The sequence below is a fragment of the Chryseobacterium sp. genome, from assembly GCF_019236175.1.
Classification (GTDB): Bacteria; Bacteroidota; Bacteroidia; order Flavobacteriales; family Weeksellaceae; genus Chryseobacterium.
This window is the reverse complement of the sequence record NZ_JAFAJM010000014.1, coordinates 325479-350281: the sequence shown is the minus strand read 5'-3', so window position 1 is coordinate 350281 and position 24803 is coordinate 325479. Positions and strand designations below refer to the sequence as shown.

Below are 24803 nucleotides of genomic sequence, written 5' to 3'. Positions count from 1 at the left end.
AAATGCCGGTAAAGTGCTTCCTTATACATTTATTTCTCATAAAAAAATCCCGCATTCCTGCAGGATTCTTATATATAGTTAAAGTATAAAATTGTAAAGATTACTCTTTTCAGTTCTTTTTCACTTTATTGGTCGCTTTCACCTTTTTCACTTCATCTTTAATGAAAGGATACTTTTTTTGCATATCTTTCACTAAGGTTGCATCAAGGTCTAATGCTTTCTGAAGAGCTTCCATTCCTTTATTCTGGTCTTTCAGATTAAAAAAACAATTACTCAGCTGATAATATAATTCCGCTCTGAAATGTTTTTTAAGGGCCATATTCAGAACCGTTACGGCTTCTTCATATTCTCCTAAAAGCATTAATACTTCAGAGTACGCATACCAGTTGTAAAATCTTGAAGGCTCATCATTCACCAGTTTTTTCAGGCAGGAAAGACTTTCTTCAAATTTCCCCGAATCAATAAACAGGAATGCCAGTCTTTTTTGATAATCGAGATTGTTTTCATTCAGCTGGGTTGCTTCTTTAGCATAATGTAATGCTTCAGACATTCCTCCCATTTCCTCATACAGATAGGACTGCTCCATCATAGCAAGATAAAACTGCGGGTCTTCTCTCAATGATTTCTGGAATGCATTTAACGCTAAAATAGGCTGTTTTAAAGCCTTGTGACACAATCCGATTTTATAGAATGTAAATGCTTTGGTATATTCCAACTCGAGCATTTCTTCATATACATCAATGGCCTTCTGATATTGTCCAAGGGCTTCATAACAAGCCGCTTTATTGGCATAGACTCCAACTGAATTTGAGTTGATAGCCAGTAAATAATCATATCCTCTGATGGCTTCTTCGTAATTTTTTCTGTTGAAATAGAATTGTCCATATTCAAACCAGGCGGTTTCCGAATAAGAAAACTCATCCAGATATTCATTAAGAAAGGCAATAGCCTCCTCACTCTTATTCAGATCACTAAAGCAAACCATACAGTTCTCCAGGGCATACTCATCTGCCGGATCTTCTTTCAGTGCTTTTCTGTAATGTTTAAGAGCGTTAAAAGGATCACCGAGATTTACATATTCATCTGCAATAAAGTTGTGAAGGAAGTTTTCTTCTTCTCCCAACTCAAGTGCTTTTTTACAAATTTCAATGGATTTTCTAGGGTTTCCTAAGTTCGAATAATACTTAGCATAGCAAACCAAAAAATCTGTGTTTTCCATAGAAGAACCCTTCAGCTCATCGATAAGCTCTTTTGCCGTATTATATTCCTCCCATTCCAAAAGAATTTCAAGTTTTTTAATCTTGATATCCAATGAATTAGGATGAAGCTTTAAACCATAACTAACCGCCATATCGGCATAATTAAAGTCTCCAAGCTCCAAATAATAAACAATAATATCTTCCAACTCCTCGGTATCGAAGTAGAATTCATCATTGTTTTCCATCATTTCCTCGAACTTTTTAACAAGTTCATTTCCAAAATACTCTTCCAATAGTGTCCTCTCTGTCGGCCCGATGTCTGAATTTGCTTACAGACCTCGGCAAACTTTTTAATTAATAATACATCTGAAACTGATATTCAAATATTTATGCAAAGTTGCAACTTTTTTTTGAATTTTCCATTTCATAAATTTCTATTATAAAAATAGTAAAAAAAGAAAACAGATAAAAGGATTGTGGATAAAAAATTGAAATTGTGATTAAATTCTTATAACAAGTCTCTTTCCTGAGGGAATTTCTGCGTTCCATACCGCTTCAATATTTTCTATATCAGCCTCTTCTGTTTCTATTTTTATTTTTCCCGCTGCTGCTGCCTGAAACATTTCCGGAATAATTTCTGAGAAAAGCCGGCCCGATTCTTCCTCTGTCCAGCTTCCCAGCCCTGAACCAGAGATCTGAATATCTGTTGCACGCAAAATCTGTGAAGACAATTGAATGGTATCCCCACTCATTCCCCCAATGGTAACCAGCTTCGTTTTATGGGAAAATGTTCCATCTCCTTTGAACGCTGATAAAATCATTTCCACAGAATGTCCCCAGATATAATCGATAACAATGTCAATAGGACTTTCACTATGAATTTCTTTTATTCTCTTTTTGAAATCCTCATCACTTAAATGCAGAGAAACCACCTCATCGGCTCCCAGATCACGAAGCTCCTTCAGGGATTCTTCATTTCTACCTGTAACAATAATTTTTTGTGCTCCATACACCTTAGCAATCTGAACGGCAATTCTTCCTGTGATTCCTGTTGCGCCATTCACCAGTACAACGTTCCCCGATTGCATGCCGGCTCTGAATTTTAATGCCATTGCCGAGCCCATTATGGCGTTCGGAAGAGCTGCTGCTGTGGAAAAATCAAGTCCTTGAGGAATTGTCACCATCATTTTAGGATTGGCAATAGCCTTTTCTGCTACTGTTCCTTTCTTATTAAAAAAATACACTTTTGACCCATCTTCCAGGTAGCCTACGCCATCGGAACCAATGATTGTTGGCTGATGAACATCGTTTTCCGTAGAATAATGTTTTCCACTGGCTCTGGCTTTATCCAAATTTTTAATAGATGCCGCTTTTACAGATACCAAAACTTCATGTTCCATCGTCACTTCCGGTTCCGCAAAGTCTGCATATTGAGGAATACTTCCTTTTGCAAATACAACTGCTGCTTTCATTGTTTTAAATTTTATACAAAATTATGAAGTGAAAAATAATGCTGCGATAACATTTGTTATCAGTTAAGATGGAAGATGAAGGTTATCAATACAAATGAAATGACGGGAAACACCAAGTTGGTAAATTGATTATTATACTTTATTTTCGATCGCAGCGGCACTTCGTTCAGCTAAGAACGTAATCTCTGCCGGGTGGAAGGTCTTTGCAAACGTTTTTTAAGCATTATTTTAATATTATTTGCGGCTGTTGCGTTAAAAAATTCAACTTCCTTCAGTTACATATCGATTAAGAAAGCTTCTCTTTCAGTATTTTAGCTTTTATCCTGCTGAGATGAACCGTTGTAATTCCTAAATAAGATGCAATATAATGTTGCGGAACTCTTTTAATGATTTCAGGTTTAGTTTTGGTAAGCTGCAGATATCGTTGCTGCGGGCTGTCTTTAATAAATGAGAAAAAATGTTTCATATAATCAAACATCCTTTCGAAAAGAGCATCCATAAACAAGGTTCTGAGGTCCGGATTTTCATATACTTCTTCGAGAAAAGCTTCCACATCGTTTTTTTTAATTTTATACAAAACGCAGGGTTCCACGGTCTCAAAAGATACCATACTGGGCAATCCTTTCTTAAAGCTCTCCAGAGAAGAAAACATAGTATTTTCCAGAAAAAACTGAAATGAGACATCTTTACCGTCATTATTATACCAGGCTCTCACAATTCCTTTTTCAAGATAAAATGCATGGTTTGAAATCTCTCCTTCCTGTAACAGCAGCGTTTTCGCAGGAACTTCCAGACGTTCGAAACGGCTTAAAAATTTTCGCCATTTATCTTTTGGGAAAGGAAACCTTTTTTTAATATGCTCAAACATAGTATAAAAAAAGAACGGAGCCTGTAGAGTTCCGTCCTTATGATGTATTTAGATTAAAGTCTTGATCTTAGCAATGATATCATCTCCCAACTGATCAGCTTCTTCCTGAGATTTAGCTTCCGTATAGATTCTGATAATCGGCTCAGTATTAGATTTTCTGAGATGAACCCAGTTATTTTCAAAATCTATTTTTACTCCGTCCACAGTAGAAACTTCTTCGTTCTGATATTCCTGCTCCATTTTGCTTAAAATAGCATCTACATTAATTTCCGGGGTTAATTCTATTTTCTTTTTTCCCATGAAATAGCTCGGATAACCTGCTCTTAATTCGGAAACGGTTTTATTTTCTTTTGCCAAATGGGTTAAAAATAAAGCAACACCTACTAAAGAGTCTCTTCCGTAATGCAATTCAGGATAAATAATTCCCCCGTTTCCTTCTCCGCCGATGACCGCATTTTTTTCTTTCATCAGGGTTACTACATTTACCTCTCCTACTGCACTGGCAAAGTATTCTGAGTTGTGGGTCTGTGCAACGTCTCTCAAGGCACGGCTTGACGAAAGATTGGAAACTGCTACTCCGTTTTTATGCTTTAAAAGGTAATCTGCAACCGCCACCAATGTATATTCCTCACCGAACATTTCACCTTTTTCATCAATTAAGGCTAATCTGTCCACGTCTGGATCTACCACGATTCCCAGGTCTGCATTTTCTTTTTTCACAAGCTCACATATATCTCCAAGGTGTTCTTTTAAAGGTTCAGGATTATGCGGAAAGTGCCCTGTTGGTTCACAATATAATTTAATGGTTTCACAACCCAGTTTATCTAACAGCATTGGAATTGCGATTCCTCCTGTAGAGTTTACCGCATCCAGTACCACTTTAAATTTTTTTGCTTTAATAGCCTCTGTGTCTACCATTGGTAAATTAAGTATCTGCTCAATATGAATATCAAAAGCATCCTCTCTTGTTTCATATTTTCCAAGGTTATCTACCTCCGCATAGTTGAAATCTTCGCTTTCCGCAAGGGCAAGTACCTCTGCTCCGTTTTCCCCGCTGATAAATTCTCCTTTCTCGTTTAATAATTTAAGAGCATTCCATTGTTTTGGGTTATGAGAGGCAGTAAGAATGATACCTCCGTCTGCTTTCAGCTCAGGAACCATTATCTCTACAGTAGGTGTTGTGGAAAGGCCAAGATCAACAACGTTGATACCCAGTCCCTGTAAAGTAGCCGTCACCAGAGAAGAGACCATCTGACCGGATATTCTGGCATCTCTTCCGATGACCAGGGTAAGGTCTTTTTTATTTTTATTATTCTGAAGCCAGGTCCCGAATGCAGAAGCAAATTTCACTACATCGAGGGGTGTCAGATTATCATTTACTTTTCCGCCGATGGTACCTCGGATTCCTGAAATAGATTTTATTAATGACATTATGTTTATTTCTTTTTGTTAGTATATTTTTTCGTAAACAAAGATAATTAAAAGACTTTTAACTTATAAAAGCGGGATTGTTTTTTCAATTTTATCGTAGGTTTTTTTAACTACTTTTGGCGGTGCAAAACGATAGCCTATGTATAGAAGACCATAGATGTAATTATTTTCAATTGTCTGATCTTTTTTCTGGTTATAAGCCGATGCATTGAAATTAATTTTCCCGCCAAACAAAAATCTGTCCGTATTATATCCTGCATGAAGACCGCCTTCTGTTCTTATAGTGAGATATTGGGTATTTTCTTTTTTTCCGTCTCCAAGAACATTACGGTAGCTAGCAAATTTTGCACCAAGTCCGAGAGCCAGATAGGGAGCAATATTCACCTTTTTTCCGATTACCCAATTATAAAAGTACCCCATATTGCCTCCAATTTTATATTGAACGGCTTTATTGGCATTGTCGTTGTCTGTATTTTTAAATATGGTGAGGTCATAATCCACAGACGGAATCCAGCTTCCGCCACTGTGTTTCTGCCATTCTCCCTGAGTATAGATACTTTTTGCCGAGAAATTTTTATTCAGAATATAGGATGTTGTTCCGCCGTAACTTTGTACCTGAAGACCGGGAAATCTGATATAAGGATCTCTGCCCTCTTCCCATCCGGGAACAAGGTCTTTCATATTGTCTACATAAAAACCTCTTACATTTTTATAGTAAACACTCTGAATAAATCTTTTTGGAAAAAGTCTGAAGCTAAAATCCGTGTAAGAGCTGTGCCCTTTTTGTTCATCTTTATTGCCTCCGGAAATAAACCGGGGAGTCATCGATAAAGTGACACTGAACAATTTATAATCAAACGACAGCGAAGTGGTAGCCTTATTATTGATCGTAAGGACGGTTTTTCTGGCATCCGGCAAGGTTCCCTGTGAAAACACAAAACCTTCTATATTGGTATCGAGATTAACCCGAACCATCAGCCGGTCTGCATAAGAAATGATACGGGCAGAGTCTATTTGGGCGTATCCCCTCTGAAAAATAAATAAGAATACTAAAAAGGAAGTTGCTGTTATGAAATTCAAACCGGATATTTTAAATTAAAACATGAATTTACCATATTTTTTTAATTATCCGATGAAGCCTTTATTAAGAACAACCGCAATCTTTGTCACAACCCGTTCTTTTAGAGCTGAATTTTTTAGGGGCAAAGTTCTTTTTAAGCACTTTAAATAATGAATAGCAGGCAAAAGCCACTACCAGTGCAATAATTACATACTGAAAAATTAATGATGAGTCCATTACTTTAAAATCTGATATACTATCATCGACACAAAATATGCCAAACCTGTCATCATAGCCACCTGAAAGCCGGTCCATTTCCAGCTTTTGGTTTCCCTGTATACTGCAGCAAGTGTTGCCACACACTGCATTGCAAATGCATAGAATAAAAGTATTGAAATTCCGGTCGCAAAGCTGAAGACTTTTTCTCCGTTGGGTTTTACATCCTGTCTCATTTTATCAATTACTTTTACTTCCGGTGCATCATCATCCAGACTGTATAATGTAGACATTGTTCCTACAAATACTTCTCTGGCAACAAAACTGGTCAGAATTCCCACTCCCATTTTCCAGTCATAACCAAGTGGTGCAATAGCCGGCTCTATTCCTTTCCCCAATTTGGCGAGGTAAGAATGATCCAGCTCAACATTGGTCGCCACAAATTCTGTCGGCTTCTGTTTGGGTCCGAAATAACTCAGGAACCAGATAATAATACTGACAACGAAAATAATTTTTCCGGCTCCGGTAACAAATTCCCATACTTTACCTAAAACCATTTTAAAATCATAACCGAAAAGGGGCTTTTTATAACTTGGCAAATCCATTACCAGATATGTTTTCCCTTTATTTTTTATAAATCTTTTCAGAACAGCAGCTGAAAAAAGGGCAACTACAAATCCTAAAAGATACATTCCCATTAACACAAGTGCTCTGTACTTGATTCCAAGGAAGGATCTGTCTGAAATAATTAATCCGATAATGATACTGTATACCGGGAGTCTTGCAGAACAGGTCATAAAAGGAGTCACCAATATTGTCAGCAGTCTTTCTTTTACGTTTTCAATATTTCTTGTAGAAATAACCGCCGGAATAGCACAGGCTGTTCCTGAAACCAATGGCACAATACTTTTTCCGTTCAGTCCGAAGGGGCGTAAGAGTCTGTCCATAAGGAATACTACTCTTGCCATATATCCCGAATCCTCTAATAAATAAAGGAAATACAATAAAATACCAATTTGCGGGGCAAAAGAAACAATACTTCCTATTCCCGGAATAATTCCTTTTGAAACCAGTGAGTTCACCGGGCCTTCAGGCAAATGCTCTGCCGTTGCGGCAGACATCCATGTAAATAAATCTTCTATCCATCCTTTTGGGAATTCCGCAATGAAATAAACACTTTGGAAAATGATCAGTAAGATCACCATAAAAACGATATACCCCCAAAACTTATGCACTAAAACCCTGTCCAGTTTTTCTGTCAATAACTCTTTAAACTGCGGTTTCTTAGCAATTACATTTTCTAAGATTTTATCCACTTTCTGATATCTTCTGACAGTCTCCTGAACCTGTAATCTTTTAGGAACCAAACTTTTAGATTCAGACTCATTGATCTGATCCACCAGAGGTTCTATCTTACCAAGATCAGTCCCTAATGAAAGGCTCATCCAGGCTTTATATTCATTATCAAAACCTTTATGTGCAGCCAGTTTCTGAATGAAATCTCTGTGCTCGTTCGGGGTTTCAAAAGAAATATGGTCTGCTTTTACAAACTTATTATGGAAAACAGCTTCTCTTACTTCATCTATACCAATCTGCTCTTTAGCATTGGTCTGAATAATTGTAATACCTAATGCTTCAGAAAATTTCTGAATATCAATGCTGATCCCTCGTCTTTCTGCCTGATCAATTTGATTGACAATCAAAATCATAGGAACCCCTAAATCCTGAATCTGCTGGAATAAAAGAAGGCCTCTTTTTAAACTTAATGCTTCAAGAATGTACACAACACCTGCATAGTTTTCCTGTTCATCAATAAGGTATTTTGAGAAAATAGCTTCATCTTCGGAACTTGGATAAACGCTGTATGAACCGGGGAGATCAATTACTTCAACTTCCTCATTATTATACACATAGTTTCCCGAATGACTGGCAACGGTTACTCCGGCATAGTTCCCGGTCTTCTGCTTTTTATTACAAAGCGTATTAAAAACCGTTGACTTTCCTACATTAGGGTTCCCTACTAAAAGTATCTGTTTTTTCTTATTTGCCTGCATTAATTCAATTCTTCAACAATGATATAATTTCCTTCTTCCTCACGAAGAGCGATCCGGCTTTTTTCCGCTCCAAATTCCACATACATCGGCCCGTTGAACGGGGCCTGATACAAAATCCTGAAAAAAGTCTCCGGAAGAAGCCCCATTTCAATGATTTTATTGGGCATTTTCAGATGGTCATTATCATATCCCAATATCTTCCCCATTCTATTTCTGGGGAATCCACTTAATTTATGTAAACCTTTCTCTTTCAAAGCCTAATTTTTAGTGTTGCAAATATACGCTATTTAAATTTAATCTAAATAACGTTTTGTCATAAAAGAAATTACCTCAAATACAATAATGTGATTGAATATACTTATAGGAATTTTGATCTTATGATAAATTATTTTCCTTTGGACTTAAATTGATGTAAAGAATAAAATATTAAATAATATTTTAAAGCTTTATTTATTCAAATCTCTTATCCATAAATAATAAATTTTTCTAAGATTTTATAATGGGGCTTAAAAAGAAATCAACCCAAACACATTACTGTATCTGGGTTGATTCAAAATATAATTTAGTTGATATGAATGTTTACTTTTTCTTTTTATCAGAGGTATTCTGATCTTTTTCAATCGGATTGTCATTAGATCCGAAGAAGTCTTTCACCTGTTTCTCCAGTCTTTTCATAAAGTCTCCCACTGTTCCGTTTGTCCCGGGCATCGGTCTACTCATGTTTTCCGGAGTCATATAAGGGCGGGATTCCGCAAAAGGATCTGCTTTATAACCTTCGTAAGATTTCAAAAACTTTTCCTTTGTTGTAGGAGTCACAGTATTACTCATCATCCCCATTTTGGCATTAATCTTATCTGCATAAGACAGTTCATCGTAATTTTCTATTTTTTTATTTCCGCTTAGCTGCCAGGAATAGTTTTTATCTGCATCTTCAATTTTTACGATTAATCCCGGAAGTCCGTAAAATTTGTATGGACCGTCCTGAAAAGGGATATCCGTACTGAACCATGCCGTCCATGTTCTTCCTCCGAATTCCGTAGTTGCTTTTTGAGCATTATAAGCTCCTATTTTCTGCTTTTCAGGAGATATATTCCACTGTAGTTTTACATTATCATCATAAGAAAAAAAGTTTCTGCTGATTCTGTCTACATACTGTACTTTCATCTCCGGATAAACCTTGACAATTTTGTATGAAAATTTAGGCCATTTGATTAGCTTACTCATATCTTTAAACGTCTTGGTCTTCTCCATTTCTTCTATCTGAACTTTAATGATAGAGTCCTGAGCCGGCATGGTATAGTCTTGATAAATGGATTTTTTGGGCGTAATATCCAGGATCGTAATGATCTTATCCAATTTAGCAGAATCTTTTTTCGGCTTAAAAGTAAGCTCATAAAAAAAGCGGTTAGCAGTTTCTTTAGATTCCTGTGCATTCACAATAGCAAAAAATGCTATAAGGAATATAGAAAATAGCTTTCTCATGTAATCAAGTTTCTTAATTAGTATATGGTTATCTGATTTTGTTACACTTATTTGAATTTTTTTTTTTGGAGGGTCCGATGATAAAAATTATGATTTTGTTAAAACATTTTCATTTTTAAAATTTCTACCTTTAATACTCTTAAAAACAAAATATTATGGATACCTTATCTCAATTAAAATCCGAACTGGAAGGAGAGTTTCAAACAACAAAAAAATTTATTGAACTTTTTCCTGAGGGTAAAAATGAGTACGCTCCTCATGAAAAAAGCATGAAACTGATGCCCCTTGCCACCCATCTTGTAGAAGTTTTTGAATGGCCGAATACCATTTTAAATACTTCCGAACTGGATTTTGCAAAAGGAGACTATCAGCCTTCCCATCTTTCAACGAAGGAGGATCTTATCAAAAAACTGGATGACAGTTACCAGGCAGGCAAGGCGGCTTTAGAAAATGCATCTGAAGACCAGCTCGATCCCAGCTGGACTATTAAAAATGATGGTCATGAACTGGCAAGCTGGAGTAAATACGGAGCTATTCGTCATGCATTAAACCAGATTACCCACCATAGAGCTCAGTTAGGAGTATATTACAGATTAAACAACATCCCTTTACCGGGAAGCTACGGGCCTTCAGCCGATCAACAAAGCTTTAAGTAAAGCCATATATCTCAGCAAAAAACCAATCCTCAGGGATTGGTTTTTACATTTTATTTAAAGTTGAATTTTACAGTAAACATGACCTGGCTCGGACGAAGCTGAACCCTGGAATAGGTAGTACTGTTTGTTTTATCATTGATGGTGTAGGTTTCAAAAACTTTTCTGTTTCCGATATTCATCCATTTAAGCTCAAAATCAATTTTCTTTTTCGCCCAGGAAAACTGGTAAGAGATATCATAAAAAGCATTATTATAATTTCTGGTACCATTGCTGGTATTAATCTGATCCCAGTTGAATCCGATTGTATGATTTTCAATAGGATAAAAGAAAGCAGCAAGGTTGTGATTGAAACCCGTATTAGGTAAAAAGCTTCCGGGTAATCCTATATTATCCTGTTTGGTTCTTGAAAAACTAAGATTATAATCTAAACTCATCCAGCTGAAATAGGTGTTATTTAATTTAAACCCATAGTTTTGGGCATTATTCTTATTCAGATATGGAGTATTCCCAAGGAATGCATCAGATTTTGTCAAAGCATTACTATAGCTCACTGATAAATTGGTTTTAAATTTCGGGAAATATTTACCTACTTCTGCACTGAACCTGTTCGTTTTTGAATGGTTATCAAGCTCTTTGTACTGAATAAACGTAAATCCGGTAATTGAATCCAGAATTGGAGCTGCCACAAGATTTCTTTTGGTATCACCTATTGAATAATTGATATTAAAAAACAGGTTATTTAGCGGGTTCCTGTACTCTATTCTGGATCCTGCGGTTTTGGAATTATTCTGAGGAATAGGATTATTGGAATCCATCACGCTGATTCCATTGGGAGAGGTCATCATAAATCCTGAGTAAGCAGAATTGATCTCGCCAAAATTATTATTAATATTTCCGGTTAAGGATGCCTTCCAAAATGAAGCAAACGAATACTGAACAAAAAGATTGGGCTCAAAAGTGACTTTATTGGCAGATTTTGCTACATTTCTCAATGGATCATCTGCTTTGATATTATTTGAGTTTACAGGAAAGTTGGCAAAAAGCATCCATGATTCACTTTTATAATTGACCCCTAAACTTCCGTAAGGCGTAGCAGTAGAATAGGTAAGGTCATTATTATATTTGTCACCGTATCCTATATACTGTCCGTTTTGAAGGTTGGTAAGGCTGGAATTGAGGGTTGTAGATTTAAAGTTAAATCCAACTTCCGGTGTAAATGTCCACCCTTTTACTGAAAACCCGACATTTGCAGAATGATTGGCTTCAAAGGTTTTCAGTCTGAAATTTTGTCTTATAGATTCGGCATTGGCTCCGGGAGTAAAACCCGGTATTTCCAGATATGATGCTGGTGAGACATCCAGCGTTTGTCTGTCTGTCTGATAATTGATATAAGACTTTACATTTACCATTTTTTCTTTCCAGGGAATGATGGTACTCAGTGAGTTCTGAAAAGATGATGTGGGAGATTCCAATGCTTCGGCTCCGCTTCTGCTGGTTGTATTTGCTGCAGTGCTTATTCTGTCTGTTAATGCACGATCTGCATTCCAGAACTGGGAGAAGCTTGTTGTATTTTTAAAGAATCCTTTTTTAGCATTTTTGGTAAAAACCAATTCTCCCTTGGCTTTATCCGTATAAAAATTATTAAAAATACTCTGTGATACTTTAGATCCTGCCTGTCCGTTTATCATATAATCCGTTTCGCTCTGGCTTTCTCTTTCCACAGCATTATTGGTATAATTGGCACTTGCTTTCAGCTCCCATTCTTTCTTTTTGTCAATATTGACCAGGTAATTGGCAGAAAGATAATGTACAGAGTTCATTAAATATCTTTTTACAGGAACATTGGGCGTGCTTGCATTTTCTACATTCAGCCAGTTATTTTGTCCTGCATTGATTCTCCTTCCTTCCCATCCGTTTCCGAAAGCGAGGATATTTCCTTCATTTTCTACCTGCTCGCCCATATTATTGGTTTTATAATTGACTACCCACTGGCTTTTCTGGCCAAAAAACATAGGGGTTAGCTTCACATTCCAAAGCAGATGATCTCCCGAACCGGCTCCCACTTCTCCTCTACCGGTCATGGTGACGGAGTTTTTAAGTTTAATATTGATAGCAGCCTGATCCGATGGTACTTTATCCTGAAGAATTTTAACAGGCTGGTGATTTTCAAGAACTTCTACTTTCTGTACAGCATCTTTAGGGAGAGAATTGTTGATCGTACCATACCCTCCTTCCATCAGGTCTTTTCCGTTGACATAAAATTTATTGATTGCATTTCCCTGATAAAGGATTGTTCCGTCATTATTAACTTCAATACCGGGAATTTTTTTCATTACATCTGCAAGAGTTCTGTCATTTTTGCTGTTAAAAGCTTTAAGATCATAAGATATGGTATCTCCTTTTGCGGTGATCATTTTGGTTTTAAGCTGCACTTCTTTTATTTCTGTAGCCTCAGACTGCATCTTGAAATTCAGGATCTGATCACTATTGCTGATCTGTCTGGTAAGCGGTCTCTGATTGAAAGCTTTTACTTTAAGGTCTACATTGGATTCCGGAGAAGTAAAAGTCACTTTATATTCTCCTTTAGCATTGGTAATTCCATAAGCCAGAATAGCATCTTTACCGGGCTCTTCTACCGTTACGCTTGCGCTCGGTATGGCTACTCCGTCATCGTCAGTAATTTTTCCTGAGACTGTTTTCTGTGCAAATGTGAACACAGTAAAAAAAATCATCAGAAATAAAAGAATATTTTTTTTCATACCTATTATTTGCCTAATTAGTTAATGATTATTGTTTTTCGTTACATCTATTTTAAAGATACATTTTCATGCAAAAAGTTAAATTAATATCACTACAAACTTAGTTATATTTTTAACACTTTCTTCTTTTATTAAAAAATTTTAAGAGTTTGGAATATAAAAAAATTCACCTTTTAATGATTTAAAACAACACAAAACAATATAAATATGGTTTTATATTTTATATTCATAAAAATAAACGGTAATAAATAAATATTTAACAAATAAAATATTAAAAATAAAAATTAATGAACTCTGTATATTGTTTATTTATACAAGAAAAAAATTAATATAATCTGATAAAAATATGGATATTTATATTTTTATTCAATCCTAAAATTTTCTTATCTTAGCTATAAACATATCCATACATGTTTCAGTGCCGCTATTAATTCTTTGAAAATCAGAAACAGCGTTCCGGTATATCTTTCTAATTATTAAAAAACAGTTCTATAATGAAGAATTTTCAATGTTTTTATTTAGACTAAATAACCTGGAATTATTTAAATCATAGATAAAAAAAAATTCTAAACTTTCTTTTGTCCATTTTAATTTAATAATTTTGTAACATAAAATTATTAAAATGGGAATTATTTTAAAGCCTATAGATGTTGTAGAGGATATTTCTAAAGAGGAATTCTATGAAAAATATCTAAAGCCAAGAAGGCCCGTTGTCATCAAAAATATGGCAAAAAAATGGCCAGCTTACCAAAAATGGACGATGGACTACATGAAAGAAGTAGTAGGAGATGTGGAAGTCCCGTTATATGACAGCTCAAAAGCAGACCCTTCTGCTCCCATCAATTCTTCTGCTGCAAAAATGAAGTTTGCAGATTATATAGACCTTATTGAAAAAGAACCAACAGATCTTAGAATTTTCCTTTTTGACCCTATAAAGTATGCCCCAAAACTTTTGGAAGATTATATTTCTCCCAAGGAATTAATGGGAGGTTTTCTGGATAAGTATCCCAATATGTTTTTTGGCGGGAAGGGTTCGGTCACCTTCCTTCACTTTGATATAGATATGGCTCATATTTTCCATACTCATTTCAACGGAAGAAAGCATATTCTTCTTTTTGACTATAAGTGGCGAGAAAGATTATATCAGATTCCGTACGCTACCTATGCACTGGAAGATTATGATATTGAAAATCCGGATTTCACAAAATTTCCGGCTCTGGATGGTGTAGAAGGAATTGAATGCTTTCTGGAACACGGAGATACATTATTTATGCCGACAGGATGGTGGCACTGGATGAAATATCTGGATGGCTCATTCTCTATTTCTTTAAGAGCATGGGACAAATCATGGGCAGTAAAAGCACATTCTCTGTGGAATCTTACCGTACAGCGTAAATTTGACGACATCATGAAGTCCAATTTCAAAAAGCAATACATGGACTGGAAAGAGAAAATGGCTATCAAAAGAGCTGAAATTGCTTTGAAAAGAGGCTTACCAAGATAATAAAAAAGACGTTTCATTTGAAACGTCTTTTTTTATAGCTTATTGTTTATATATCAACAGATTACATAATCCTATACACAGGATACTGTCTGAATGTTTTTTCTTCAAAGTAAGGGGAATGTCTGTACACCCAGTCCAACTGTGCCTCACCATCTTCTGAAAGCTTCTTATCTGATTTTTTTGCTGCTTCAAAGGCTTCTTTAAGTTTTTTATCATTCTTTAACAATGCTGAAGCGGTGTCTTCAAAAATATAGGCAGAATAATATTCTTTCTGAGCTAAAATACCGTCGAAAAAATTCCAGTTAAAAAATGAGTCTAATGCTTCAGGTTCAAGGGTTTCAATAATATATTTCACACCAGGCTGACTGGTAGAAACTACATAATCTCCAGCAGTAAACGTAAGATTCCTCTGAGCCTTATCTACAGTCGTTTCATAATGCAGATAATGACCTTCATAAGGGTTTTTTACTGTTTTAAAATCTTTAATTTTATAAGATTCCACAGCAATGCTGCTGTCTTTCTGGAGCGGCTTTATCTGAATCCCGTTTCTCTTTAGTTCTTCAATCACTCTGTATTGGGACTGAGGAACTACATAATATGAAGGAATAGTGATATATCCTGTAGGAACCGCTGTGGTAAAAAGTTTAATATTTTTTGTAAACGGTTTGTTTCTGTCATAATACAATCTCGGTTTTCCGGAAACCTCGCTGGGTTTGTATTTTCCTTCATATCCTTTAAAATCCATCGTTGAATATTTCGTTGAATCAATTTTCCAACGGATTCCGTATGCCTTTCCGGCCTGATATTGTTTTAAATTTTCAATGCGGAGCTGTTTGATTTTAGCGTAATCTTTATCGAGGTTCTGAAGGTTGACCAGCATGTATTTATAGGTGGCATCTACCCTTTTGTCATAAGGTTTCAGCATATGGGTTTCAGGAACGGTTCCCAAAGAATTGAATAAGGTAGTATATCCTGTAGAATACCTTGGTGAATCTTCAAAAGAGGCAAATCCTACCTCCGGAACATCCCCGTGAATGTTGACATACGGAGTACTTTCATATCCTAATTTTTTCATATCATCCAGGTTTTTGGCCTGATAATCATTGTAAAAATAGGTTCCTAATGTATTTCCTAAACGTTCTTTAAAGGTTGAGATATAAGTAAATGTATACTGATAATCCGCACCATTACTGACATGGTTATCAATAAAAACATCCGGTTTCAGCCACTGATATATTTCCTGAAAACTTCTGGCATTTCTGGTATCTGCTTTAATGAAATCCCTGTTAAGGTCGTAGTTTCTTGCATTTCCCCTGAATCCATACTGTTCCGGGCCATTCTGATTGGCTCTGGAATAAGAACCCCTGTTCAGCATACCGCTTACATTATACGCAGAAATAGCGGCAATAATAAAATTATGTGGCGTTTTGATCTTCTTAGTCGCCAAATCTCTCATCAGCATCATGGTAGCATCAATACCGTCTGGTTCTCCCGGGTGAATTCCGTTATTGACAAAGAGAATGGCTTTATCTTTTCTCAGTTTTTCGGGATCTTTTTCAGAAAAAGGGTTGTAGATAACCACATAGATAGATTTTCCATTATCATCTTCGCCTTTTTTGAGGTATTGAATGGTATTAAAATTTTTTGCCAGATCCTGGTAATAGACATTCATTTCATCATAGGTAACAGTTTGGTTACCATTCCCTTTTTCAAATGGGGTCTGAAATGTTTTTTGCCCAAATAGCAGGGAAGAGCTTAGGGAAAGCAACAGGTATTTCAGTTTCATTGTTAACATAATTTTCAGGAATTAAAATTAGTCAATATGATCCTGTCACAAAAACAAAAATGCTGATCAGTATATTTATTTTTCAGTTTCTACCTAATGGATGCAGTATTTAAAGGTTCCTTGATTGGATTTCTTTATTTATCCTTTTAAAATTTATCAGTAAAGGTCTCATTGTTATCGGCATTACTAAAAACGGAACGCAGGTTGCGTAAGGAAACCCTTTACTTCCTTTCATCATAATAATGGCAACAAATGCTACTATTGCCAGCAAAAACATAATTCCAAAGCCAATAGCAAGCCCTTTCATTATATTTCTTTTTTTAAGCAGTTCCTCATTGGTTAATTCCTGGAATATATTATCCTTCATGAAGTATTGTTTTTTTTACAAATATAGCTTGTTTCAGGGACATAAAATTCTAGTAAAAAAGAAGAAATTCACTACGTTTTAAAATGAAGTTGAATCCAACAGGATTATCTGCTACAACCAGATTATACTATAATATGTAATGAACACAGAATTGATCACCATTACAATTCTTGAAACACCACAATGGAAATAGGGTCAACAGATTGTAGAATCGGAAAGCTTACAATTTACTGTTTCCACCCGTTTTATGTCACGAATACTCAATTGATGCGTATGTGGAAACTTCAGAAGGATAGAACTCATGGCGGACTTTTGAAGATTGGGTTATTAAAGGTATCACCTATTTAACATATCTGCATTCCTCCCTTTTTCATCAGGATATAATGTGGGAAGTATGTCGCTTTGCCAGCATTCATTCGTTTCAATATCCATGATGGATAGCGCTCCGGTAAAAGCTGCTCCGGTATCCATATTCCAGATATTGGCTTTATTGGATGGCATTTTACTTCCGATATACAGTGTTGGAGTATGTCCGATGAATATTTCTTTATAAAGAAGCAGTCTTTTAGGATATAACAAGGAGTGTTTTTCTAATTTTTTATCCATTGCTACAGCAGTCTCCCAAAGGGTTCTGTCCCAACGGTAATTGCTGGAATATACTTCTTTCTCCGGACCATGCATGGAAGAATAGCCGGCATGAATAAACAGGCGGTTCTGCTCATCCACATGATAACTTTTCATGCGTTGGAAAAATTCCAGATGGATCTCCTGGTCTTCCTGAGAATAGTTTTCATAACTGTCTACTGTACTTTTACCGCCATTGGAGAGCCAAACTCCGGGACCTTCTCCACGGGCTAACCAGTCTTCACACCAGACATCATGATTTCCTTTGATAAAAATACATTCGTTCTTTTCGGAAAGTTCAATTAAAGCCTGAATGACCTGGTAAGATTCGCTCCAGCCGTCTACATAATCTCCCAAGAAGATCAGTTTGTCGTCCGGGGTAACCTCAGCTCTTTCAAGTATCTGCGTTAGGGCTCTGTATCCGCCGTGAATGTCTCCTATTACTAATGTTCTGCTCATGGTTTACTTTCGTTGATGAAAAGATAAACCATTATCTTTACATAATGGTTCTTTTCATACAGTTCTGTTGTTTTTTATGACTTTGAAATGTATTTAGGATCTACAAATTCTGTGAGCCACACTCCGTTAGCCGATTGATAGAATGCAACTCCGTCTTCATGCATTTGTCCGGTTCTGATGGTCAGAATGATGGGCTTGCCATATCTCATCCCCACCTTGGTAGCGGTCTCTTTATCAGCACTTAAGTGTACATGCTGGCGGGTTCTTTTTTCAATTCCTTTAGCGGTAATAGAAGAAATGTTAGCTTCCGCAGTCCCATGATATAAAAAATCAGGTGGTTGCATTGCTACCAAAGCCAAATCGATGTCGATAGAATGTCCCTGACTTGCTCTGATCTTTGTTTTATCATCATTAAAGGCGAATCTTTTTTTGTTATTGGTTTCAACCACCTCATCCAGTTCATCCAAAGAAAAGTGCATCCTTTTTTTTTCTGATTTTGCTCTCAGTTCTTCTACATCTGCCCAGCCGTTTTCATCCAGTTTTAATCCGATCGTTTCGGGCTGGTGCCTCAAAATGAGGCTCAAAAATTTACTTATTCTTTTTGTTTCTATTTCGTTCATAGTGTTTGTGCTTTAGTTATGTATTATAAAATTCCGGAGAAAAAGTCACAGGAAACCCTGTTGTTTTATGAATATCATCTGCATACTGATCAAAATAATATGGATCCGGTGCTACTGAAAGCATTACAGAGATGCTGTTTTTAAGATAGACGAATAAATCAGATTCACCCGGTCCTTTTCCTTTAAGAATATTCTGAATCTCTATTCCATTTATTTTATGTAAAGGAATCAATAAAGTCTTCTTTTGATGTGAAAAACCCAGCAGACTATTTTGATGATCTATCCAAAGTAAGGTCTTCCCATTTATTCTATTCAATATTTCAACCGGGGTCTCAAATGCATAATCGGGAGAGTAATGAACATGAAAATTTTCTATTTCTAAAGCTTTATTGATTTCAATTCTTCCTTCATATTTCTTCAAAGGATAATTCTGAATATCATTCTCGGGATCATTTTTTGAAAACATCTCAGTAAGGGCTTTTAGGAAAGATTTCATGAGTTTACAGTGTATTTATTTTCTAATTTTTCACATAGTGTTTCAATATCCTCTTTTCTTACCAGCTCCTCAACCCATTTCTGGGGGATGTTTCCAAAACCATAATAAATTCCTGCCAATCCACCGGTAATAGCTCCTGTGGTATCGGTATCTTCACCCAGATTTACGGCTTTCAATACCGCTTCTGAGTAACTCTCTGAATTTAATAAGCACCATAATGAAGCTTCCAGGCTATGTAGTACGTACCCACTCCCCCTTATTTCATCTTCAGAATATTTTGAAATATCGTTTTTTAAAACCCTTTGAAAAAGCTCAAGCTCACTCAAGCTAAACCACTGTTTTTCTGCATATTCCAAAGCAACATCCTGCATATACTGATAAGCTTGAGATTTGCTTTTCCCTTTGATTAACTGAATGCTAAATATCACATAGATAAAGCAGGCAAAAACAGATCTAAAATGTCCATGCGTGATGGTGGAGATTTCCTTTACTGTTTGGTAAATCTTTTCAATATTTTCTTCATCTTTTAAATAAAAAGCAAGGGGAAGAATTCTCATTAAAGAACCATTTCCATTGTCTTCTTCAAAGATATTTCCTGAAAATCGCGCGCTTTCTCCTTTAATTAACCTTGCAATAGCCTCCCTTGTAGTTCCTCCAATATCGAAAAGTCTTCCATGGGCAGTCCAATGACCGTATTTAACCCATTTTATAAAGCTTTGCCCTATCTTTTCCAGATTATAGCCCTTTGTAAGTTCTTCAGCAAGGCAGAGCGTTAGAGAGCTATCATCGCTCCAGGTTCCTTTGGGTTGATTATGCGAGCCGAATTCCTGCATTTCTGTAACAGGAAACTGTTTTAAATATTCTCTGTTTTTAAATTCAACCGGAACTCCTAGAGCATCACCGATGCATACTCCCATGATTCCTGCCTTTACTTTATTTTTCATTACGCAAGGTTTATCAGTTTATCGAACAGTAGTTTCATGCCCTGTGTAGCCGTTTCTTTCATCACTACTGCTCTTTGCCCGTAACCAAAGCCAGTTTCATTAGGATTGATCACAATTAATAGACAATCATCTTTGATATCATGAATTAACCCTGCTGCAGGATATACCTGTAAAGAGGTCCCGATCACCAATAATATATCGGAATCTTTTACTATTTCTCTGGCGTCCTGGTACAAAGGAACATCTTCTCCAAACCAAACAATGAATGGTCTTAACTGAGCTCCATCTTCTGCTTTATCGCCTATATTGATATCTCCTTTTTGTTCGTAGCTTAATCTTTTATTGTTGCACGAACATGACTTAAACAATTCTCCGTGAATGTGAAGAATCTTGGTAGAACCAGCTCTTTCATGCAGATCATCAATATTTTGGGTAATGATCTGTACCTCAAAATATTTTTCAAGCTCTGCCACTAGTTTGTGGGCTTCATTAGGCTCTACTTCGTGAAGCTGTCGTCTTCTCTGGTTGTAAAATTCTAATACCAAAGCTCTGTCTTTTCTCCAGCCTTCCGGACTTGCCACATCGGTTACATTATGATTCTCCCAGAGGCCATCTCCGTCTCTGAAGGTTTGTATTCCGCTTTCTGCGCTGATTCCTGCACCGCTTAATATGGTTAGTTTTTTCATTGGTGTAATTTTGTTTTTGTACACAGTGGCTTCTTAGTCACGAATGCACGAATATAATTGATTCTACAAAGGAGATTTTAAGAGCTTTTTATAAATTTCTTCGTTCTCTTCATCAAAACAAACAAAAATAACATTCTCTATGCTATCTGAGTGAAATTTTCTTACTTCATGGATCGCGATTTCTCCTGCCAGTTCTTTTGGAAATTTATAGATTCCTGTGCTGATATTGGGAAAAGCAATTGTTTTAATATCAAGTGTTTCCGCCAGCCTCAAAGAGTTTTTATAACAATCAAACAGAAATCGAATACATTTTTCTTCATCTCCGTTCCAGACCGGTCCTACAGTATGGATGACATATTGAGCGGGAAGATTTCCTGCTGTGGTCGCCACTGCTTCCCCGGTATTACATTTTCCCTGTCTGTTTCTGATCGCTCTGCATTCTTCAAGGATTTGTGATCCTCCGGCACGATGAATAGCCCCATCTACACCGCCACCTCCTAATAAGGAGGAATTGGCAGCATTGACAATAGCATCTGCATGGATTCTTGTGATATCTCCTCTTATGATTTCAATTTTCATTGTATTTCTTCAAATGGTTTCAGCATCTCTTCTTTCTTTGTTAAGATTGCAAAAACCACTCTTTTAAATTTGTTCTTATATTTTCCCTGAAGGTATTTCCTGAACAAACCGGCAATTTCTTTCGGATCATTCCTAAATACTCCACAGCCCCAAGCTCCCAGAATCAGGGTTTCATTGCCCTGATGTAAGGCGAGTGCAAGCATTTTATCTGTTCTGATATCCATAGCTCCCGCAATTTCATTTTCTCTTTGGGGTTCCTGTCTTTTTACAACCCCGGCATTTACTGCCGGAGAAGTAATAAAGTTACACAGAACCGGTTCTGACAATAATTCCCCTTTATCTTTTCTGAAAACAGGCACTTTCGGGCTATAAATCATCGTATCTGTGTAAAAACAAGAGGTCATACTGCGATGTAATGTGTAATAATCCTCTGCCATTAACAGGCTTTCATATAATCCGGAAGTTCTTGCAAGGCTTTCTTCCTGGGCTTCGGCACCATTGATAAATCCGCCACCAGGATTTTTTGCGGAGGCAAAATTAAGGCACATGACCTTATCCTGATCCTCTTCATTCACTAATTCTAAAATAGCTTTTAGGGAGCTGCAGCGCCAGGTTTCAAATTGAGTTTCAAAATGTACTTCCGGCATTGGGGCAGCAGCCAGTTCGGAAAGTTGTTCCGGAGTGAAAAGAACGGTTTCTTTTTTACTGATTTCCAGCTCATTTTCTATATCTATTCTTTCGTTTTCTGTATTGATATAATATTTTCTGGCGAGGATATCTAAGGTATCTTTTGCCATTCCTTTATTTGTCATGATTGCTTTTGTTTTTTGGCCACGAATAGACGAATTTTCTTATCATACTTATGTATAGTTTAAGCCTTATAACAATTGTCTATGCTTTTATTCGTGCATTCGTGGCGTTTGTTTTTAAAATCTTAGTCTGATCCTATCCTGCGAGCAATTTCGTTGGATAACGGATATATTTTTTCTACAGGTAACAGCTTTTTGGCTTTATCATATTCCCCCTGTTTGGTAAGATTCAAAATCTTTTTAACCAATGGTGAGTAGTCTTCTATTTTCACCATCCAGTCTTCATTAAATTCTTCGATCAGAAATCGGCTGATTCCTACCTGGATGGAACGATATTCCAGCTTGTTACCTTTGATATTTCTTTCGGGATCCCATTGTACATATACTTTGGCTTTTTCAAATTCCTCTTCCCATATGCCGGGCTTTGGATATACCCTTTTCTCAGGCGAGGTTAAAATGGCAAGTTCCAAAGCTTTCTCCCATGCTTCTCTTTTAATGTGAATGGCAAGAGTACATTCCTGATTGGATTTCTGACCGTAATTACTTCGTTCCATCATCCAAAGAAAAGAAGGCTTAATCCAGGTCATTCTGCTGAATGAAAAAGGAGCAGTAAACTTCTGATTCTCTATTGCAGATTTTGCTATCGTTTTATTATAAGACTGATATACAACAATCGTATCCCGGTTATAGTCTGCTCTTATTTCAAATTCTTTCATCACTTATTTAATCAAAATCATATACATATACCTCAACATCATTTGCCCGTAAAGTTCTTTCGATAATAGGTTCTATTTGTTCCCATTTTCCACCTGCCAATCCACATCCAATTCTTGGCATATGTATACTTGCGTTGATGCGTAAGGCTTGTTTGGATAGTTCTTCTAAACATTTTTCAATCGCTTCATATCGAACAGGAATTCCGTTACTTCCGGTTTTGATTCCTTTTTGACCAATCATATTGGCAACATAGACATATTGTTCTACCTGTATGATCTGAAGTTCTCCCAAACCAAAGTTATTTTCACTTCTGAAGCGGTACCAGTTTCTGTATTCATTTTCAGGCTCTTTCCATCTTTTTGAAATAGCCAATACAAAACCTTTTCCCCAACCTCCAATATCGTTGCAAATATGAGTAATAATCTTATTTCCTTCAACTTGAGGATTTGTAGCGTCTCCTTTTAAGTATTGTATAGTTTTCATGGTTATTTCATTTTTATTTTACCCAAACTCAGACACTTTTCAATGTTTTTTAATGTTCCGCTTTTTCGTTTTTCATCGGTGTTAAAATCCGTAGCCAGAAAATGGGTGCAAAGATCAATTCCGAACATATCTCTTTCATAATCATTTACAAAACCGCCCATCACATTCCATTTCATAGTCTTCGTTTTAAATGAATTGGCAAAATATCTTGGTCTTTTTCCTACATGTAAAATTGTTACGTTTTCACATTTATCTTTTAAAAATTCCATCATCATTGTATCGGTTCCCGAAAAATCGCCTATAATAAATTCACATTCAGAAAGATTTATTTTTTTAAAGGTTCTATATAGAATTGATGAAAATTTTCCCACGACAAATTTCCATTTTCAGATACATATATTTTTTTCATCGTTGTGTTTTTATATTCTTAATTAATTTTCACATGGTCTTCACAATCTATTTTCAATTCTCTAAAATCTTTTGAATAAGGAGAATAAGATCCAAACATACTGTCAAATTTCATTTCAAGCTGATCAAGTTTAAATTCCTCATCAATCTGATCCAGGCAGGTTATCACCAGGTTCTTTTTTGTTGGGGTAATATAAGCTCCATCCAATTTTAAAGCATAATTCAATAATTTATAATCTAACCCTCCGAATCTCAGTTCTTTCTGATATTCATTAAAGGTACACGTTTCTTCTACATTATTTCTCAGATGCAGCTCTTTTTCATTGCTCATCCATCCATTTCCGTGACGTGTTGCATAGCTTCTGGTTACATAATACATTTCAATATCTTCAAAATTGAGCTTTTTACAGATCTCATAAGCATTTTTTGAAGTTGTATGAGCGTATGTTACATTCGGAAAAACACCATGATCCATATCTAATAAAATCCCCTGACTTCCCTCAAAAATGAGATTTTCAAATGAGTTCAGATAACTGTAATCATCGATCTTCCAATCTATTTTTTCAACAGCTTCTAAAAAAGGAATGATCTGCTCATTAATCTGCTCCTCTTCCATAAAACCATAGTAATAAGCAATTCCTTTCAGCTTTTCGATCAACATTTCCTTTGGGGCAATAAGATCAATGGCAAATAGTTTGTAAGGGCTTTCATTTCTTTTCATGGTAGCTCCTACTCCTTTTCCACAGGTTCCATGTTCCAGATTTTTGGAACTGGTTCTGTTTTGCCAGACATCAAAAGGCGTAGTTACCTTGGCTAACGGATGAATATGAAGCTCTGTATTTCCGTTTTTTGCTTTTAATTCTTCCCTTTCATTGAATAGAAATAAGGGATGAATGGTGCAATGTTCGGTATAATAAGAAGGTAATCCGCGAAGCGCTCCACTGGCAAAACTTGAATGAACATGTTTTCTGTCATCAATCATTACCGTATGAGCCGCTTGCTGTCCTCCTGAGAATCTGATCACTACAGCCTCAGGATTTTGCTGAGCCAGAAAATCTGTTGTGATTCCTTTTCCTTCATCTCCGAAACCTAGTCCTATAACAATTTGCGCCTTTTTCATGTCT

25 protein-coding genes are annotated in these 24803 nt (G+C 36.2%); 2 read left to right on the top strand and 23 right to left on the bottom strand.

Annotation, left to right across the window (positions count from 1 at the left end; all coding sequences use genetic code 11):
• Window positions 1-109: 109 nt before the first annotated feature.
• The 9 genes from JO178_RS12700 to JO178_RS12660 all read right to left on the bottom strand — a co-directional run bounded on the left by JO178_RS12700 (window position 110) and on the right by JO178_RS12660 (window position 9782).
• Window positions 110-1492, bottom strand: a complete 1383-nt coding sequence (locus JO178_RS12700) for a tetratricopeptide repeat protein (protein WP_291936243.1) — start codon at window positions 1490-1492, stop codon at window positions 110-112.
• A 207-nt stretch (window positions 1493-1699) separates the two neighbouring features.
• Complete coding sequence (locus JO178_RS12695; RefSeq protein WP_291936239.1) at window positions 1700-2671, bottom strand: zinc-binding alcohol dehydrogenase family protein; 972 nt, start codon at window positions 2669-2671, stop codon at window positions 1700-1702.
• Window positions 2672-2957: 286 nt separating this feature from the next.
• Entirely contained in the window at window positions 2958-3539 is a 582-nt protein-coding gene (locus JO178_RS12690) for a Crp/Fnr family transcriptional regulator (protein ID WP_291936236.1), read from the bottom strand.
• Between the two features lie 48 nt (window positions 3540-3587).
• A complete protein-coding gene (gene glmM / locus JO178_RS12685; RefSeq protein WP_291936233.1) occupies window positions 3588-4970 on the bottom strand; it encodes a phosphoglucosamine mutase in 1383 nt (460 codons plus the stop codon).
• A 63-nt stretch (window positions 4971-5033) separates the two neighbouring features.
• Window positions 5034-6050, bottom strand: a complete 1017-nt coding sequence (locus JO178_RS12680; protein WP_291936230.1) for a DUF4421 family protein — start codon at window positions 6048-6050, stop codon at window positions 5034-5036.
• A 64-nt stretch (window positions 6051-6114) separates the two neighbouring features.
• Window positions 6115-6267 carry a hypothetical protein gene (locus tag JO178_RS12675; RefSeq protein ID WP_291936228.1) on the bottom strand — a complete coding sequence of 51 codons (153 nt, stop codon included), beginning with the start codon at window positions 6265-6267 and terminating at the stop codon, window positions 6115-6117.
• Window positions 6267-8300 (bottom strand): ferrous iron transport protein B, encoded by a 2034-nt coding sequence (gene feoB, locus JO178_RS12670; protein WP_291936225.1) that lies wholly within the window; start codon window positions 8298-8300, stop codon window positions 6267-6269. The genes JO178_RS12675 and feoB overlap by 1 nt, the downstream gene beginning before the upstream one ends.
• The gene (locus tag JO178_RS12665; protein ID WP_291936222.1) at window positions 8300-8554 is read right to left on the bottom strand and encodes a FeoA family protein; all 255 of its coding nucleotides are present in this window, start codon (window positions 8552-8554) and stop codon (window positions 8300-8302) included. Before JO178_RS12665 ends, feoB begins: the two co-directional genes overlap by 1 nt.
• 325 nt (window positions 8555-8879) lie before the next feature.
• Window positions 8880-9782, bottom strand: coding sequence for a GLPGLI family protein (locus tag JO178_RS12660; protein WP_291936220.1), 903 nt, complete (start codon window positions 9780-9782; stop codon window positions 8880-8882).
• Window positions 9783-9937: 155 nt separating this feature from the next.
• Between JO178_RS12660 and JO178_RS12655 the strand changes: the two genes are divergently transcribed.
• Complete coding sequence (locus JO178_RS12655; protein ID WP_291936218.1) at window positions 9938-10438, top strand: DinB family protein; 501 nt, start codon at window positions 9938-9940, stop codon at window positions 10436-10438.
• Between the two features lie 50 nt (window positions 10439-10488).
• On the opposite strand, the gene JO178_RS12650 is transcribed toward JO178_RS12655, so the two are convergent.
• Window positions 10489-13197 (bottom strand): hypothetical protein, encoded by a 2709-nt coding sequence (locus JO178_RS12650; protein ID WP_291936215.1) that lies wholly within the window; start codon window positions 13195-13197, stop codon window positions 10489-10491.
• A gap of 622 nt (window positions 13198-13819) precedes the next feature.
• On the opposite strand from JO178_RS12650, the gene JO178_RS12645 reads away from it, so the two are divergent.
• Window positions 13820-14701: a cupin-like domain-containing protein gene (locus tag JO178_RS12645; protein ID WP_291936202.1), complete on the top strand. Its 882-nt coding sequence runs from the start codon at window positions 13820-13822 to the stop codon at window positions 14699-14701.
• 61 nt (window positions 14702-14762) lie between these two features.
• Here the strand turns inward: JO178_RS12645 and JO178_RS12640 are convergent, their stop codons facing one another.
• From JO178_RS12640 to JO178_RS12580, 13 genes are all read right to left on the bottom strand, one after another.
• Window positions 14763-16487: a hypothetical protein gene (locus JO178_RS12640; protein WP_291936137.1), complete on the bottom strand. Its 1725-nt coding sequence runs from the start codon at window positions 16485-16487 to the stop codon at window positions 14763-14765.
• A gap of 109 nt (window positions 16488-16596) precedes the next feature.
• On the bottom strand, window positions 16597-16854 hold the full coding sequence (locus JO178_RS12635) for a hypothetical protein (RefSeq protein ID WP_291936135.1): 258 nt from the start codon (window positions 16852-16854) through the stop codon (window positions 16597-16599).
• Window positions 16855-17190: 336 nt separating this feature from the next.
• Entirely contained in the window at window positions 17191-17937 is a 747-nt protein-coding gene (locus JO178_RS12630) for a metallophosphoesterase family protein (RefSeq protein ID WP_291936132.1), read from the bottom strand.
• 74 nt (window positions 17938-18011) lie between these two features.
• Window positions 18012-18557, bottom strand: a complete 546-nt coding sequence (locus tag JO178_RS12625) for an RNA 2'-phosphotransferase (protein WP_291936129.1) — start codon at window positions 18555-18557, stop codon at window positions 18012-18014.
• 16 nt (window positions 18558-18573) lie between these two features.
• Window positions 18574-19053, bottom strand: coding sequence for a hypothetical protein (locus JO178_RS12620; RefSeq protein ID WP_291936126.1), 480 nt, complete (start codon window positions 19051-19053; stop codon window positions 18574-18576).
• Window positions 19050-19997, bottom strand: a complete 948-nt coding sequence (locus JO178_RS12615) for an ADP-ribosylglycohydrolase family protein (protein ID WP_291936123.1) — start codon at window positions 19995-19997, stop codon at window positions 19050-19052. The genes JO178_RS12620 and JO178_RS12615 overlap by 4 nt, the downstream gene beginning before the upstream one ends.
• Window positions 19997-20683, bottom strand: a complete 687-nt coding sequence (locus JO178_RS12610) for a Sir2 family NAD-dependent protein deacetylase (protein WP_291936122.1) — start codon at window positions 20681-20683, stop codon at window positions 19997-19999. The genes JO178_RS12615 and JO178_RS12610 overlap by 1 nt, the downstream gene beginning before the upstream one ends.
• Before the next feature lie 63 nt (window positions 20684-20746).
• The gene (locus JO178_RS12605) at window positions 20747-21262 is read right to left on the bottom strand and encodes an O-acetyl-ADP-ribose deacetylase (RefSeq protein WP_291936119.1); all 516 of its coding nucleotides are present in this window, start codon (window positions 21260-21262) and stop codon (window positions 20747-20749) included.
• A complete protein-coding gene (locus tag JO178_RS12600; protein WP_291936117.1) occupies window positions 21259-22074 on the bottom strand; it encodes a TIGR02452 family protein in 816 nt (271 codons plus the stop codon). Before JO178_RS12600 ends, JO178_RS12605 begins: the two co-directional genes overlap by 4 nt.
• Before the next feature lie 122 nt (window positions 22075-22196).
• Window positions 22197-22787, bottom strand: a complete 591-nt coding sequence (locus JO178_RS12595) for a DUF4291 domain-containing protein (protein ID WP_291936115.1) — start codon at window positions 22785-22787, stop codon at window positions 22197-22199.
• 7 nt (window positions 22788-22794) lie between these two features.
• A complete protein-coding gene (locus JO178_RS12590) occupies window positions 22795-23271 on the bottom strand; it encodes a macro domain-containing protein (RefSeq protein ID WP_291936112.1) in 477 nt (158 codons plus the stop codon).
• 2 nt (window positions 23272-23273) lie between these two features.
• The gene (locus JO178_RS12585) at window positions 23274-23543 is read right to left on the bottom strand and encodes a hypothetical protein (protein ID WP_291936110.1); all 270 of its coding nucleotides are present in this window, start codon (window positions 23541-23543) and stop codon (window positions 23274-23276) included.
• A gap of 155 nt (window positions 23544-23698) precedes the next feature.
• Window positions 23699-24799 carry an adenylosuccinate synthetase gene (locus tag JO178_RS12580; RefSeq protein ID WP_291936106.1) on the bottom strand — a complete coding sequence of 367 codons (1101 nt, stop codon included), beginning with the start codon at window positions 24797-24799 and terminating at the stop codon, window positions 23699-23701.
• Window positions 24800-24803: the final 4 nt, after the last annotated feature.

Coding starts and splice junctions, on each gene's coding strand:
- JO178_RS12695 (WP_291936239.1), bottom strand. CDS start 2,671: ATGAAAGCAGCAGTTGTATTTGCAAAAGGAAGTATTCCTCAATATGCA.
- JO178_RS12690 (WP_291936236.1), bottom strand. CDS start 3,539: ATGTTTGAGCATATTAAAAAAAGGTTTCCTTTCCCAAAAGATAAATGG.
- glmM (WP_291936233.1), bottom strand. CDS start 4,970: ATGTCATTAATAAAATCTATTTCAGGAATCCGAGGTACCATCGGCGGA.
- JO178_RS12675 (WP_291936228.1), bottom strand. CDS start 6,267: ATGGACTCATCATTAATTTTTCAGTATGTAATTATTGCACTGGTAGTG.
- feoB (WP_291936225.1), bottom strand. CDS start 8,300: ATGCAGGCAAATAAGAAAAAACAGATACTTTTAGTAGGGAACCCTAAT.
- JO178_RS12660 (WP_291936220.1), bottom strand. CDS start 9,782: ATGAGAAAGCTATTTTCTATATTCCTTATAGCATTTTTTGCTATTGTG.
- JO178_RS12655 (WP_291936218.1), top strand. CDS start 9,938: ATGGATACCTTATCTCAATTAAAATCCGAACTGGAAGGAGAGTTTCAA.
- JO178_RS12650 (WP_291936215.1), bottom strand. CDS start 13,197: ATGAAAAAAAATATTCTTTTATTTCTGATGATTTTTTTTACTGTGTTC.
- JO178_RS12645 (WP_291936202.1), top strand. CDS start 13,820: ATGGGAATTATTTTAAAGCCTATAGATGTTGTAGAGGATATTTCTAAA.
- JO178_RS12640 (WP_291936137.1), bottom strand. CDS start 16,487: ATGAAACTGAAATACCTGTTGCTTTCCCTAAGCTCTTCCCTGCTATTT.
- JO178_RS12635 (WP_291936135.1), bottom strand. CDS start 16,854: ATGAAGGATAATATATTCCAGGAATTAACCAATGAGGAACTGCTTAAA.
- JO178_RS12630 (WP_291936132.1), bottom strand. CDS start 17,937: ATGAGCAGAACATTAGTAATAGGAGACATTCACGGCGGATACAGAGCC.
- JO178_RS12625 (WP_291936129.1), bottom strand. CDS start 18,557: ATGAACGAAATAGAAACAAAAAGAATAAGTAAATTTTTGAGCCTCATT.
- JO178_RS12620 (WP_291936126.1), bottom strand. CDS start 19,053: ATGAAATCTTTCCTAAAAGCCCTTACTGAGATGTTTTCAAAAAATGAT.
- JO178_RS12615 (WP_291936123.1), bottom strand. CDS start 19,997: ATGAAAAATAAAGTAAAGGCAGGAATCATGGGAGTATGCATCGGTGAT.
- JO178_RS12610 (WP_291936122.1), bottom strand. CDS start 20,683: ATGAAAAAACTAACCATATTAAGCGGTGCAGGAATCAGCGCAGAAAGC.
- JO178_RS12605 (WP_291936119.1), bottom strand. CDS start 21,262: ATGAAAATTGAAATCATAAGAGGAGATATCACAAGAATCCATGCAGAT.
- JO178_RS12600 (WP_291936117.1), bottom strand. CDS start 22,074: ATGACAAATAAAGGAATGGCAAAAGATACCTTAGATATCCTCGCCAGA.
- JO178_RS12595 (WP_291936115.1), bottom strand. CDS start 22,787: ATGAAAGAATTTGAAATAAGAGCAGACTATAACCGGGATACGATTGTT.
- JO178_RS12590 (WP_291936112.1), bottom strand. CDS start 23,271: ATGAAAACTATACAATACTTAAAAGGAGACGCTACAAATCCTCAAGTT.
- JO178_RS12585 (WP_291936110.1), bottom strand. CDS start 23,543: ATGATGGAATTTTTAAAAGATAAATGTGAAAACGTAACAATTTTACAT.
- JO178_RS12580 (WP_291936106.1), bottom strand. CDS start 24,799: ATGAAAAAGGCGCAAATTGTTATAGGACTAGGTTTCGGAGATGAAGGA.